The 12,700-nt window shown below is 43.0% G+C and carries 14 protein-coding genes and 1 pseudogene; 13 read left to right on the top strand and 2 right to left on the bottom strand.

Features of this window, described 5'->3' with window-relative positions:
• Position 1 precedes the first annotated feature (1 nt).
• The 3 genes and pseudogenes from R7044_RS01385 to R7044_RS01375 all read left to right on the top strand — a co-directional run bounded on the left by R7044_RS01385 (position 2) and on the right by R7044_RS01375 (position 1,359).
• Positions 2 to 493: a hypothetical protein gene (locus tag R7044_RS01385; protein ID WP_225455301.1), complete on the top strand. Its 492-nt coding sequence runs from the start codon at positions 2 to 4 to the stop codon at positions 491 to 493.
• A gap of 158 nt (positions 494 to 651) precedes the next feature.
• A pseudogene (locus R7044_RS01380) lies at positions 652 to 813 on the top strand (transposase); the annotation flags it as partial.
• Positions 814 to 948: 135 nt separating this feature from the next.
• A complete protein-coding gene (locus R7044_RS01375; protein WP_225455300.1) occupies positions 949 to 1,359 on the top strand; it encodes a hypothetical protein in 411 nt (136 codons plus the stop codon).
• Between the two features lie 114 nt (positions 1,360 to 1,473).
• Here the strand turns inward: R7044_RS01375 and R7044_RS01370 are convergent, their stop codons facing one another.
• Positions 1,474 to 2,610: a multidrug effflux MFS transporter gene (locus R7044_RS01370; RefSeq protein ID WP_225455299.1), complete on the bottom strand. Its 1,137-nt coding sequence runs from the start codon at positions 2,608 to 2,610 to the stop codon at positions 1,474 to 1,476.
• A 99-nt stretch (positions 2,611 to 2,709) separates the two neighbouring features.
• On the opposite strand from R7044_RS01370, the gene R7044_RS01365 reads away from it, so the two are divergent.
• Positions 2,710 to 3,483, top strand: coding sequence for an AraC family transcriptional regulator (locus tag R7044_RS01365; protein WP_186585408.1), 774 nt, complete (start codon positions 2,710 to 2,712; stop codon positions 3,481 to 3,483).
• Positions 3,484 to 3,573: 90 nt separating this feature from the next.
• Here R7044_RS01365 and R7044_RS01360 read toward each other — a convergent pair whose 3' ends face one another.
• On the bottom strand, positions 3,574 to 4,482 hold the full coding sequence (locus R7044_RS01360; protein ID WP_225455298.1) for a LysR family transcriptional regulator: 909 nt from the start codon (positions 4,480 to 4,482) through the stop codon (positions 3,574 to 3,576).
• 135 nt (positions 4,483 to 4,617) lie between these two features.
• Here R7044_RS01360 and R7044_RS01355 point away from each other — a divergent pair, with 135 nt between their 5' ends.
• The 9 genes from R7044_RS01355 (at position 4,618) to mnhG (ending at position 12,684) form a co-directional block, all read left to right on the top strand.
• Positions 4,618 to 5,337, top strand: coding sequence for an SDR family oxidoreductase (locus R7044_RS01355; protein ID WP_064354683.1), 720 nt, complete (start codon positions 4,618 to 4,620; stop codon positions 5,335 to 5,337).
• Positions 5,338 to 5,730: 393 nt separating this feature from the next.
• Complete coding sequence (locus R7044_RS01350) at positions 5,731 to 6,666, top strand: universal stress protein (protein WP_005373330.1); 936 nt, start codon at positions 5,731 to 5,733, stop codon at positions 6,664 to 6,666.
• Positions 6,667 to 6,775: 109 nt separating this feature from the next.
• Positions 6,776 to 6,967: a hypothetical protein gene (locus tag R7044_RS01345; RefSeq protein WP_005373328.1), complete on the top strand. Its 192-nt coding sequence runs from the start codon at positions 6,776 to 6,778 to the stop codon at positions 6,965 to 6,967.
• Positions 6,968 to 7,131: 164 nt separating this feature from the next.
• Entirely contained in the window at positions 7,132 to 9,801 is a 2,670-nt protein-coding gene (gene mbhE / locus R7044_RS01340; RefSeq protein WP_225455297.1) for a hydrogen gas-evolving membrane-bound hydrogenase subunit E, read from the top strand.
• Positions 9,801 to 10,154: a Na+/H+ antiporter subunit C gene (locus tag R7044_RS01335; RefSeq protein ID WP_017633704.1), complete on the top strand. Its 354-nt coding sequence runs from the start codon at positions 9,801 to 9,803 to the stop codon at positions 10,152 to 10,154. The genes mbhE and R7044_RS01335 overlap by 1 nt, the downstream gene beginning before the upstream one ends.
• A complete protein-coding gene (locus R7044_RS01330; protein ID WP_053349220.1) occupies positions 10,151 to 11,647 on the top strand; it encodes a Na+/H+ antiporter subunit D in 1,497 nt (498 codons plus the stop codon). Before R7044_RS01335 ends, R7044_RS01330 begins: the two co-directional genes overlap by 4 nt.
• A complete protein-coding gene (locus R7044_RS01325) occupies positions 11,644 to 12,120 on the top strand; it encodes a Na+/H+ antiporter subunit E (RefSeq protein WP_005373320.1) in 477 nt (158 codons plus the stop codon). Before R7044_RS01330 ends, R7044_RS01325 begins: the two co-directional genes overlap by 4 nt.
• A complete protein-coding gene (locus R7044_RS01320) occupies positions 12,113 to 12,391 on the top strand; it encodes a cation:proton antiporter (RefSeq protein WP_005373317.1) in 279 nt (92 codons plus the stop codon). Before R7044_RS01325 ends, R7044_RS01320 begins: the two co-directional genes overlap by 8 nt.
• Positions 12,391 to 12,684 (top strand): monovalent cation/H(+) antiporter subunit G, encoded by a 294-nt coding sequence (mnhG, locus tag R7044_RS01315; RefSeq protein WP_005373314.1) that lies wholly within the window; start codon positions 12,391 to 12,393, stop codon positions 12,682 to 12,684. Before R7044_RS01320 ends, mnhG begins: the two co-directional genes overlap by 1 nt.
• Positions 12,685 to 12,700 lie beyond the last annotated feature (16 nt).

Genomic DNA, 12,700 nt, shown 5'->3' with positions numbered 1-12,700 from the left:
GATGAAAGAACAATATCATTTACTAACTAAACAAGACTTAGGTAACTTCCCATTCCAGCAAAGCCCCAAGCCAATAGTGCCAGTAGAGCCAGATTTGCTTTTGGAAATGACCTTTTCTCCAAAGCTATTTATCATCAGTGATATTGCGTCAAAAGTGGAGAAACTGGTCGTACACGGAGTAGAGTGGTTAGACGCTCGCGTGGATTGTTCTCCAAGCCAGCCATCTGATGATGAAATTAAAGTTTACGAAGATTATCGTATGCCTTATATCCATCAAACTTATAAATTGACGGACAAAGAAAAACAATACGGTAAGTTGAACTGGTTAGACATTGAATCAACAGAGTTTGATTTTTCTAAATTAGAAAATACCCCCTTAGAAGAACGATTAATATTTAAACTAGAAGAAGATTTTGGCTTAGTTTTCATTCACCAAAGTGTGATTGACCTTCTTAAAAAAGACGTCAAAGACGTTTGGATAAGAGATGTATAATTAGCGCCGAAAGGCGCTTTTTATTTTTAGCCCTAAACCACCTACTTCAGTAGGTGGTTATCATCCTCTTCGGCTTTGCCTGTAAATCTACTCATGCTAAATGCATCTTTGATTTTTCCAGAAGTCAAAGAGGACAAATAACATGAGTAGATACAATCAAGTTTCCTCACCTTAGGAAGAACAGGCTTTGGGGTAATCACTTTTGGCAAAGAGGCTATTTTGTCGATAGTGTTGGAATCAATGAAGAAATAATACGCCGATATGTAAGAGATCAAGAGAAGCAAGAGCGAGTAGAGCAGCAGCAATTGGCGCTGGACTAAACAAAGGCCCCCTTTTAGGGGGCTCACACAAAGCCACCTTCTTTAGAAGGTGGTAATTTACTTTCTTTAAAATAAAGTATGGTCTCCCTCCTTTTAAAATGGTAAGTGTTGAATAATTCAACAGTGGTTAGGTAAATGAATAAAATAACTAAACTCGCTTTGACTTTGTCCGTATTGACATCTGTTGTTGGGTGTCAACTGGTCTCAAATACGCCGATGCAATCGACAGCAACGAAGGAAATAATTGAAAAAGCAAAGACAGAGTTTGATGGACAACGTTTTTATAAGTTGAATGAATATGATGAAGAAATCAACGTTTCAGATGACGGTGTCATTACCTTCAAGTCTTACTTACCACGCAGCGGCGGCTATGAATGGGTACCAATTGTGATACGCGATACTAGTTTTCGTGTTTCTTGCGATTATTTCAGTGAATATGTTGAAGCTGGAATGGTTGTTCAGGTTCAGTTTGTAGGTAAACGCGGGCGCATTGAAAATTACGACAAGCAACGTTGTGAAGAGTTTGGCGAGCCAACATGGCAATAAGATCTATGGATAATTAAAGCGCCGACAGGCGCTTTTTATTTACGTTTTAGTTAAGCGTTAGAAAAGATGTAGACCAATCTTCGGAAGATTAGGCAAGCAATGTGTAGTACCTGGTCACAAGTTGGTATGAACTTGCCTTTTAGAAAACGCTAATAAAATCGCTAAACAGCTACATGATAATAGAACGACACCTAAGTTTTGTACTGTCCCAGCCATCGCTAATCCCGTCCCGATCATGATGTAGTACATGAGCCCAAATAAAGCGCCTGCGCTACCTACCTGTTGTTTATAATCAACGAGTGCGTCACTGAGTATATTGGGTATCGCAACCCCATAAGACATGACGACTAACACCATTGGAGCAACAAACCAGATTGATTGGTTCAGAATCAACACACCGACTGATCCAACGCTAATCAATATTGCTGAGAACCAAAGTAGCTGACTTTTTTGAACATTTTTGGACACTAGGGATTTGTTTAAATAACTCCCAAGCAGAGTGCCTAACCCCAGTACCATGCCACTGTATCCAAATTGTTCGGAGTTATACCCAAGTGCTGAGAAAGTAAATGCGCCAAGCTGGTAATAAGAAAATAGAGCAATGTTATACAAAGCAACCAGTAATCCTGAGCGCCAAATTCGCGCGTCTCTTACCATTTTCCAGCTAAGTTGATGCAACCGTACTGGTGTCTGTTCCTTCTGTGTTTCAGGAAGCTTAATAACGTTATAAGCGAACAATACTAACGCGATTAAAAACAAGGCAAAAAATACATAACGGTATCCACCAAGCGCTGTAAGCTGCCCGCCTAATAGCATGCCAACTACCGGGCTGATTGATATACCCATCCCCATTAAGCTGAAGACTTTACTCAGTTCTTGACCGTCAAACGCGTCACGAAGCATGGTCTGTGTGACAACGGATCCTACCGCGATACCAAATGCGCTTAGGGCTCGCGCGGCCATGACAACAGCAAAGCTTTCGGTTTGAGTTGCGAGTAAAGATGCGCAACCATAGATAAAGAGCCCAATAAGCATGGTGGGCCTTCTTCCCAGTTTATCTGCGAGAACTCCCCAAACTACAACGCCAATGGCAAAAGCTAGGAAGTAAATCGACAATGTTTGGGCTGCTTGTGCGTGGTTTACATCAAATGATAGAGCGATTGAGCTCAACGCTGGGCTATAGATGGTTTCTACAATTTGCGGAAACATCAACATAACCAGCATGAGCCATAAAGAGGGCTTAGTATTCATATTGTTACCCATCGTTAATGAAGTTGGCGGGCAGTATAAATGAGGCTATGATTGATCTAATAACAACATAAAAACCAAATACATCAATATTCGGACAAAATGGCGCTTATTAACGAAAAAACACAATTTGATGCAGACAAGATTACTAATTATGTAGTGGGAATTGCTGCGGATATTGGCAAGCACGACTCAGGTATGCATATGCACAAGAAAGGGCAGTTATTGTACGCACCTCAAGGTTGTATGAGTTTTGCTCTGGAAGACTCGATTTGTATTTTGCCACCGACAAAGGCGGTTTGGATCCCACCTAATACGCCGCATCGCGCACTAATGACGAATGTGGTGGCGTACCGATCTTTGTATTTTGATTGTGAGGAGTTTGCCTGTCCGAGTAAGATCACGATGATAGAAGTGAATAATTTACTCCAAGCTCTTATTGATAAAATGTCATTTTGGGAGTGGGATAAGCCTAGCAGCGAGATGGTAAATACGACGGCGCTTTTTTGGGAGGAGTTTTATGCTGCGAAACGTTATTCGTTTCAGTTGCCTTTGCCATCACATCGGCGCTTAACAACGTTTCGTCGAGAGTTGGTTGAACCTTCATTTCTAGCTCCTTCGCTTACTACTCTTGCAAGCAAAGTTGGGGCAAGCACCAAGACGGTAACACGATTATTTAAGTCGGAAACGGGAATGAACTATCAAGATTGGCGGCAACAGTGGAGGCTTTTAAAAGCAGTTGAATTGTTATCAACGGGCATGCCAGTCAGCGCAGTTGCCGATTGGCTGGAGTTTTCGTCAGACAGTGCTTTTATTGCATTTTTCAAAAAGCAAACTGGACAAACACCTCTGACGTTTATGAAAACCAAGCCTTAAGCGTCAAAATGCTCACACTCTTTCTAGAACAACCCCCAGGTTCACAGGCTCAGCCTATAAAGCATACATAGACAGGTACCAACGTGCAGGTTACTTGTCTTTACTCTGCAGTTTGCGAAAGTATTGCGTGGTAAAATCAACAAAGGCTCGGATGCGTTTTGGTTGATGTCGGTCGTGATGATAAAGGAGTGAAAATTCCACACTCGGAATGCTCCAATTGGTAAACACTTCTTTTAGCTTGCCTGTCTGGAGTTCTTGTTGACAATAAAGTGCTGGCACACGGATGATGCCATTTCCCGCCAAGGCTGCTTTTATCATTACTCTGCCACTCTTACATCGAAACTGTCCACGTATCTGGTGTTCCGTTGACTGCTTTGTATTCGTGTTCTCAAATGCCCACCGTGTCACACTACCTGTCAAACAAACGTGTTTTTCTAAGTCCTTTGGATGCGAAGGATAGCCATATGTTTCTAAATAGTTTGGGCTTGCGTATGTCCCCATTTCCACATCGATCAGTTTGCGAGCGATAAAGTTGGAGTCGTCTAACTTTCCCATTCGAAAAGCGATATCGAATTCATCCGCGATTAAATCGACACGATGGCTACTAAAATCTAAGTTAATGCTCACTTGTGGGTGTTGGATTAGAAACTGAGCAACGATATCTGCGACAACGTCTTCTCCTAAATAGCCCCCCACACAGTTGATACGAATGTCACCTCTTAAGTCTTCTACATCATCAACCACTGCCATAACAGCTTGATCAATATTGTGAAGGGCAGTTTCACACTGTTTATACAGAACCTTGCCTGCTTCGGTGAGGTTCAGTGTTCGAGTGGTCCTTTGTAGCAAAGTGACACCAATCTGTTGCTCCAGATTTGTTATTTGACGTGAAACGTGTGAGCGAGAAACGCCAAGTTGCTCTGCTGCTTTCGTGAAGTTTCCTAGTTGAGCGATTAGGACGAAAGAGCGAATATCCGCAAGGTTGATGTGTGTTTGCATGATGACTTCTTCATAATTCAAAAAAGTATTGTTGCAGTATAACAACAGTGTTTCAACTAGGTCGGTATATATCAACAAACAAAGTTTTCTTAAACTTACCGCCACTGATGTAAACCGTTCGATTAAGGATTCAAAATGAAAAAGTTAATTGTTATTACAGGCGCTAGTTCAGGCATTGGTGAAGCGATTGCACGTCACTTCAGTGAACAGGGCCATGCTCTTCTTTTGTTAGCAAGACGTGTAGAACGTTTGGAAGCATTAAACTTACCAAATACGCTTTGTGAAAAGGTAGATGTGACCGACAAAGCTTCTTTTGAGGCTGCAATTGAGAAAGCTGAATCGTTGTATGGTCCGGTAGATGCACTTGTAAATAACGCAGGCGTTATGCTTCTAGGTCAGATAGATACTCAGGAAGCATCGGAGTGGAAGCGCATGTTTGATGTGAACGTAATTGGTTTGCTCAATGGCATGCAGTCCGTCCTAGCACCTATGAAAGCACGTAACAGTGGTACGATCATTAACATCAGCTCTATCGCGGGCAAGAAAACATTCCCTGATCATGCTGCTTATTGCGGTACCAAATTTGCGGTTCATGCTATTTCTGAAAACGTACGTGAAGAAGTTGCGTCATCGAATGTTCGCGTTACGACGATTGCACCTGGTGCAGTGGAAACGGAATTACTTTCACATACAACGTCTCAAGATATTAAAGATGGTTATGACGCCTGGAAGGTGGATATGGGCGGCGTGTTGGCAGCAGACGACATTGCACGAGCAGTGCTGTTTGCTTATCAGCAACCGCAAGGTGTATGTGTTCGTGAAATTGCTTTGGCACCGACAAAACAACAACCTTAACATTGAGTTACGGCGATTTTAGGTCACTAAAGCCGTAAAACTTTGCATATCGATTCGTGATTGAGATGGCATCTTTAAACTAAGTTGCGTGAAAATTTAGGTCATCCATTTAAATCCGGACACTAAGTGTGTTATTGCTTATACCCAAGTTACTCAAGGTGAGAAAAAACTTTGAGTAATTTGGGTTTTTATTTGGTCTCAATTTTAGGTAGCGGAATTTATTTAGGTCGAAGGCGATAGTTGTGAAGAAAGGAGAGTGTGACGTAAAACAAAATGAAGCAATATCCGTCTCTTAATGAGAATTGATTTCATCAACGTCACAAGCCGTTACAATTATCCGTTAGGTATTATACTTTGTGGATGGTTAATATTTAACCAAACAAGGAGGTGTGTATGAAACGATTCGCAAACATACTTTTTGCAACACAAGGATTGCCAGGCCATAGTGACGCCCTCGAACAAGCGATGAGGATTGCATCTAGCAACAAAGTGCCTGTCTCAGGGCTAATAGCGTGTCCTGATTTCCCAACAGACATGATCCAGTATCAGCAAAGTTATGAGCAATCGCTGCAAGACTCCCTCAAACAAAGTATTCACGAATACAGACAGAAGCTGGGACTCTCTGAAGAGGATCTCGCATTTCCTCTTACTGTGAAAAGCAGTGAAAAGCCCGCTGTCTGTATTATTCAAGAAGCATTAGCTGATAACAAAGATCTCATCATCAAAGAAGCTGAACCGCTCGGTGAAGGTGCTGAGGGTTTCAAAGCTATTGATATGACTCTGTTACGAAAATGCCCTTGTCCGCTTTGGTTGCACCGACCAATTGATAAGCCAAGAGATAAGCGCCGTGTTGCTGTGGCTATCGACCCATTAACGGCAAGCGATGAACAGCACTCATTAGCCGTGCGTTTACTCGAATTATCGCGTTCGATAGCCGACACCTGCGATAGTCGTTTACACGTGATTTCTTGCTGGGAGTATTACTTAGAAAACTACCTTAATGGTAACGCTTGGATTCAAGTCGATGATGCTGAGTTGAAACATGAACTCGACAAAGCAAAAGCCGATCATAAACAAGCTCTGCAACAGCTGTTGGAGGAGTCTGGGATTACAGGTGAAATTGTGATTCACCACCTGCATGGAAAACCCGACGAAAAGATTCCAGATTACGTAGAGAGTATTGAGGTAGACGTGCTGGTAATGGGAACCTTAGCGAGAACTGGTATATCTGGCTATGTCATTGGTAATACGGCTGAAAATATTTTGCAATCGATTAACTGTAGTTTGGTCGCTCTTAAGCCCGATGGCTTTGTCTCACCGATTCAGTAATTGGGGTGTAACAAAGTTGGGTTTAAGTGATGTTTTAGGTAAAGGAGGGAGATGGATCTCTAGAACATGGAATTATCAATGTATCAATAAGTTATCAGAGGAGAGTGACATGAAAAACCTATGCCCGAAATGCCACACAGAAATGATAGAACGTTCGAATGTTTATGTTTGTCCGAGAAATGATATCGGTGACTGCACCTACGATGCATTCGAGTTAGCTGATGACGATAATCCATATACATTCAGCCAAGAACACGTAAGTAGTGACCTACGTTCTTATGCCGTAGCAGACAGCAAATAGCGGTTTGTATCGGCGTTCCTCTAAGTAGCACTCAGTGATTACTGTTTGCTACTTTTCCCTTGGTTTCATGATCGTTTTTGAAGCGCTTGGGTTAAAACAATACAGTGGAGTTTGTCATTTGCGCCGAATAGGGCGTACCTTCTTATAATAACGAATGGGCTGCGATGTTGAATAACATAACGGGTAAAGAAAACCTGCCGAAAAACCTAGATAATCAGTTGGTCTTACTGATTTTCCCTGCGCTGCCAGTTTTAATCTTCTCTTTTCTCTTCTATATCTATACTCCTGCAGGCGTGAGCTGGAATGCGGAATGGATACCAAGCCTCGATATCAACCTTAGCTTTAGATTAGATGGTCTTTCATTTCTTTTTGCGGGACTGATCAGTGGGATTGGCGCACTGATTCAAATCTACGCTTTGGCTTATTTACGAGAAAGTGATAGCCGGTTTTCCTTTCATTTGTATCTAACCCTATTCATGCTTGCCATGCTAGGGATTGTGATGAGCGATAACATTCTGTTGTTATTTGTTTTCTGGGAACTCACCACCATCACTTCTTATTTACTGATCGGGTTTAATCACGAAAATAAAACGTCTCGGAAAAACGCCTTGCAGTCGCTGATTGTTACTGGTGCTGGTGGACTAGCGTTGCTAGCTGGTCTTATCTTGCTGGGAGCAATGGCAGGGAGTTATGAGCTAAATACCATTATCGAGCAGGCAGACACTATTGCGCAGCATGAATGGTTTATCCCATCTCTAGTGCTCATACTACTCGGTGCATTTACTAAATCTGCGCAATTCCCGTTTCATTTTTGGCTACCTAACGCGATGGCAGCTCCCACTCCGGTCAGTGCGTATTTACACTCGGCAACAATGGTAAAGGCAGGCATTTACCTATTAGCACGTTTATCGCCAGTTTATGCCCACAGCGAGATCTGGTTTTATGCTTTAGTCATCACTGGGAGTATCACGGCCATTTGGTGCACATTTGTCGCATTAAAACAAACTGACTTGAAGCTGATGCTAGCCTACAGCACGAATGTTGCTTTGGGTAAATTAACATTATTACTAGGTATGGGCACAGATTTGGCCGTTAGTGCAGTATTGATGTTTATTCTCGCTCACTCTTTCTATAAAGCTGCGCTGTTTATGGTGGTGGGTAATATCGACAAAGCGACAGGAACACGAGATATTGATCAATTGTACGGCCTGAAGTCAGTTCTCGTCATCAGCATGGTTGCGGGGAGTTTGGCTGCATTGTCTAAAGCGGGGTTCCCGCCGTTGTTAGGCTTTTTGAGCAAAGAATACATGTACAAGTCCGCAGTAGAGCTCAATAACTGGATCGCCTTTGTACTTTTAATCGTGAATATACTGATGGTCGCGCTAACCATTATGCTTATTGCGAGACCATTCTTTGCTCGCCGTGATCTCGCGCCGATTGAAACTAAGCCAGTTGAGACAAAAAAAGCCATGTGGATCTCGCCTTTGCTCTTGGCAGTTGGCAGCCTCCTAGTTCCGTTATTCGGTTTGAATTGGTTAGATCGCAATATTATTTTTCCGGGCTCTGCTGACATTCTGCCCACAGCAACTCTTAAAGAGACATCACTATGGCATGGCGTGAATGTACCGTTAGTGTTAAGCGTTATTACGCTAGCGTTGGGGTATGTGGTGTACCGTGTTTATCCTACTGTGTCTGCATTTTTTCAGCGGCTACATCTATTCGTCCCCAAAGCGGAGAATATTTTTGAACGACTATTAGATGGCATGATGACAGTGGCGAAGTGGCAAACGGCGCGGTTACAGCAAAAGAAATTGAGTCGCTATGTCCTATTATTTTTCACGGTACTTGCCGTTGCGTTACTGAGTCAGGTAGCGCTTATTCCTCTGCCTTTGGTTGGCGAACTTTCAAGTGTCACTTTCTATGAGATTGGTATTGCCTTATTGTTGATTGGTGCTGCGCTCGTATGTACGTTGTCCCACGCAAGACTTCTTGCGATTTCTGCGCTTGGTATGATTGGCTTCATGACCACGCTTGTTTTTATGATTTATAGCGCCCCGGACGTTGCGAAGACTTTACTGTTAGTGGAAACATTAATGGTGGTCTTTCTTGCATTGTTAATGCGTCATATGCCACGTCTAACCACCGTGCCTAAGCATTCAATAAAACGTAAAGTAGCGAATATTTGCATAGCAGGTGTGATAGGTGTTTCGGTTACTTTACTTTTGTTAGGAATCACGTCTCAGCCGATGGACTCTTCGGTGTCAGATTTCTTTGCAGAAAACAGTGTCCCGGGTGGACATGGGCGAAACATTGTTAACGTTATTCTGGTCGACTTTCGCGCATTTGATACATTGGGAGAAGTTGTTGTCGTTGTTATTGCAGGGATTGCTGCAGTGAGTTTGCTTAAGACAAGAGCGAAAAAGCAAAATCGTATCCAATCATTAATTTTTGCAACCACGGCACACATTGTTTCGGCACTCATGCTCGTATTTTCAGTGTATCTGTTGTTACGTGGTCATAACGAACCGGGTGGTGGCTTTATTGGTGCGTTGATTGCCGTTATTGGTTTATCACTTCTCATGTTCGCGGAATCACCGAAATACGTTCGTTCTAGGTTGTATTTCAAACCGTTTCTCATTGCGTTATCTGGCATCGCATTGAGCTTAGTTTCTGGTGCTTTGAGCTTTGCGTTTGATAAACCGTTTTTGACCGGACTGTGGTGGAAAGACGTGATACCACTAGGGACGCCATTGGTTTTTGATGTTGGTGTTTACCTTGTCGTTATAGGTGGCGTGATGGGTATGCTGCTTCGTATTAATGAGGAGCTAGAGTGATGGAAATAGTCTGGAGTGTTGTCGTTGGAGTATTTGTCGCAGCAGGTGTTTATTTAATGCTTGAAAAGCATATCTTGCGCCTTTTGTTCGGCATCATGTTACTCAGTAGTGCGGTTAACCTTGCTATTTTTACCGCTGGAAGGCTGACGCCCGGAGAGCCGCCATTGATTGGCGATAATGCTCTTTTACCACCAGATAGCGCGGCAAATCCTTTACCTCAAGCGCTTATCTTAACTGCGATAGTCATCGGTTTTGGACTACTTATTTTTGCTTTAATGCTGTTCTATCGAGCTTATAAAGACACTGGAACTGCAAACGTCGATGAAATGCAACGTTCTGAGGAGGGTCAATGAGTTCGATTTTGCTTACGTTACCGGTTGTTCTCTCGCTGAGTACGGCGTTGACTATCTTCTTCGTCCGTCGCTCAACAAAAAGTGTTGAGTGGTTGAGCGGTGTAAGTGCGATTTCGAACCTTTTCGTTGCGGGCTTTCTCACAGAAAACATCATAAGTAATGGTATTCAAGCCGTTGCTTTTGGTCAGTGGAGTGCGCCATTTGGTATCGTGTTTGTCGCAGATTACCTCAGCGTTGCTATGGTGATGATAACGGCGGTGATTGGTGCGATATGTGTTTTCTACGCGATGGCGGACCTTCACCGAAAGCCCTCCTATAGCAATTACCATGCGTTAATGCACGTGTTGCTTGCTGGCGTTTATGGTGCTTTCCTGACTGGAGATATTTTTAATCTGTATGTTTGGTTTGAGGTCATGCTCATTTCATCATTTGGTTTAATGGTGTTAGATGCAACGAAAACTCAAGTTGATGGTGCAGTAAAGTACGTGATGTTGAACCTGATTTCGACGCTGGTATTTTTGCTTGCTATCGGTTTATTGTATGGAGCAACGGGCACCTTGAACTTGGCCGATCTCTACACCAAAGTAGGGGAAAATGAATTGAGCATCAACATGATGCTGTCCGCGCTATTTTTGTTTGCCTTTTCTATTAAAGCGGCACTCTTTCCTTTATTTGCTTGGTTGCCAGCTTCTTATCACACGTTACCAAGCGGTGTGGTGGCACTGTTTGCCGCGTTACTTACTAAAGTCGGTGTATACGCGTTGATAAGAGTCTTTACCTTGGTATTTCCGCTCGCCGAGAGTGGTTGGCAACCGACGTTAATTTGGGTCGCAGGGCTAACCATGTTAACGGGCGTTTTAGGAGCGGCTAGCCAATTCGACATTAAGAAAATTCTTTCTTTTCATATTATTAGCCAAATAGGCTATATGATCATGGGGTTGGCTATTTACACTCCCTTAGCTTTAGCCGGTGCCATTTTCTACATTGTTCATCACATCATTGTAAAAGCGAATTTGTTCTTAATAGGTGGATTCATCGAGCGCAAATATGGCTCTAGTCAACTTGAACATTTGGGTGGGGTATACAAAGCTATGCCTTGGTTAGCGTTCTTGTTTCTTGTCCCTGCGTTTTCTCTGGCCGGTTTCCCACCGCTATCGGGTTTCTGGGGAAAGCTATTGGTCATCAAGTCGAGCATACAGGCTGAGTATTACTGGTTAGCAGGTACCGCGTTATTGGTGGGGTTGCTTACCGTCTACTCGATGACGAAAATTTGGAGTGAGGCATTTTGGAAAAAGCCATTTAGAGAGAAGCCAGAACAGACTCTGCAGGCCAAAGTACATTGGTTGTACTGCGTTCCAATTATTGTATTGACAACGTTGACGCTAATCATTGGCTTAGTGGCGGAGCCTTTTTATCAATTTTCCGTTCAAGCTGCAGAACAACTGTTAAATCCGACTGAATACATCAGAGTGGTGTTAGGAGGAAATGCATGATCTATCTATTCCTCAATTTTTTCTTAGCGTTAGCGTGGATGATGCTTAATGGCAGCTATTCGAGTCTGAATTTTGTTGTCGGATTTACGGTCGGCTTTTTTGCTTTAAGGTTGAGTCAACCATTTGGATTGAAAACGAGCTATTTTCAACGTTTTGCATCTGCATTGAAGTTATTGGTGTACTTCGCTTATGAAATGGTTATATCGGTTGCGAAAGTGGTGTGGGACGTCGTGACACCTACTCATTTGAGTCAGCCTGATATCGTTTATGTCCCTCTGGAGGTCGATTCTGACCTAGAAATCACATTACTGGCGAACATGGTTTCTTTAACACCGGGTACGCTTAGTTTGGATGTTACGGCTGATAAAAAGTATCTTATCGTTCATGCCATGTTTGCACCTGAACATGAAGAGGTTATTCGCGGAATTAAAGATGGGTTAGAGCATCGAATTTTGGAGGTGACGCGTGGATAGTTGGCTGCAAATAACGGTCACTTTTGCCTATTCTGGGCTACTACTCAGCTTTGTTATGGCTTTTGCTCGTTTAATTCTAGGACCAACGCTAGCTGATCGAGTTGTGGCGTTAGATCTGATTTCATTTATCACTATCGGATTTATTACGGTTTACACCTTAGACAGCGGTGAGGACGCTCTGTTAGACATCGCCATTACATTAGGTTTGGTCGCATTTCTCGGCACGATCGCATTTGCACGTTTGATCGTTAAAAGAAAGGAGAAAGAATAATGGACGTGTTGATTGGACTATTTTTATGCTTAGGAACATTGTTGACCTTGGTTGCAAGTCTAGGTGTCCTGAGGCTTCCTGATTTGTATACCCGAATGCATGCAGCGACCAAAGCTGGAACTGTCGGAGTGAGCTGCTTGTTATTAGCGGTCGCTTTCTCACTCCCTGAAGTTACCGTGATCTCTCGGGTTATCGGTACGATGTTGTTTATCGTTCTCACTGCGCCAGTCGCCTCCCACCTGCTCGGCAGAGCAATGCGAGAGGTCGGATATAAGATTTGGCGCAATGATTAACCATTAGCGTCGAATA

Source organism: Vibrio sp. 1402 (assembly GCF_033340275.1).
This window is presented reverse-complemented; position numbering and strand designations above follow the sequence as displayed.

Coding starts and splice junctions, on each gene's coding strand:
- R7044_RS01385 (WP_225455301.1), top strand. CDS start 2: ATGAAAGAACAATATCATTTACTAACTAAACAAGACTTAGGTAACTTC.
- R7044_RS01375 (WP_225455300.1), top strand. CDS start 949: ATGAATAAAATAACTAAACTCGCTTTGACTTTGTCCGTATTGACATCT.
- R7044_RS01370 (WP_225455299.1), bottom strand. CDS start 2,610: ATGAATACTAAGCCCTCTTTATGGCTCATGCTGGTTATGTTGATGTTT.
- R7044_RS01365 (WP_186585408.1), top strand. CDS start 2,710: ATGGCGCTTATTAACGAAAAAACACAATTTGATGCAGACAAGATTACT.
- R7044_RS01360 (WP_225455298.1), bottom strand. CDS start 4,482: ATGCAAACACACATCAACCTTGCGGATATTCGCTCTTTCGTCCTAATC.
- R7044_RS01355 (WP_064354683.1), top strand. CDS start 4,618: ATGAAAAAGTTAATTGTTATTACAGGCGCTAGTTCAGGCATTGGTGAA.
- R7044_RS01350 (WP_005373330.1), top strand. CDS start 5,731: ATGAAACGATTCGCAAACATACTTTTTGCAACACAAGGATTGCCAGGC.
- R7044_RS01345 (WP_005373328.1), top strand. CDS start 6,776: ATGAAAAACCTATGCCCGAAATGCCACACAGAAATGATAGAACGTTCG.
- mbhE (WP_225455297.1), top strand. CDS start 7,132: ATGTTGAATAACATAACGGGTAAAGAAAACCTGCCGAAAAACCTAGAT.
- R7044_RS01335 (WP_017633704.1), top strand. CDS start 9,801: ATGGAAATAGTCTGGAGTGTTGTCGTTGGAGTATTTGTCGCAGCAGGT.
- R7044_RS01330 (WP_053349220.1), top strand. CDS start 10,151: ATGAGTTCGATTTTGCTTACGTTACCGGTTGTTCTCTCGCTGAGTACG.
- R7044_RS01325 (WP_005373320.1), top strand. CDS start 11,644: ATGATCTATCTATTCCTCAATTTTTTCTTAGCGTTAGCGTGGATGATG.
- mnhG (WP_005373314.1), top strand. CDS start 12,391: ATGGACGTGTTGATTGGACTATTTTTATGCTTAGGAACATTGTTGACC.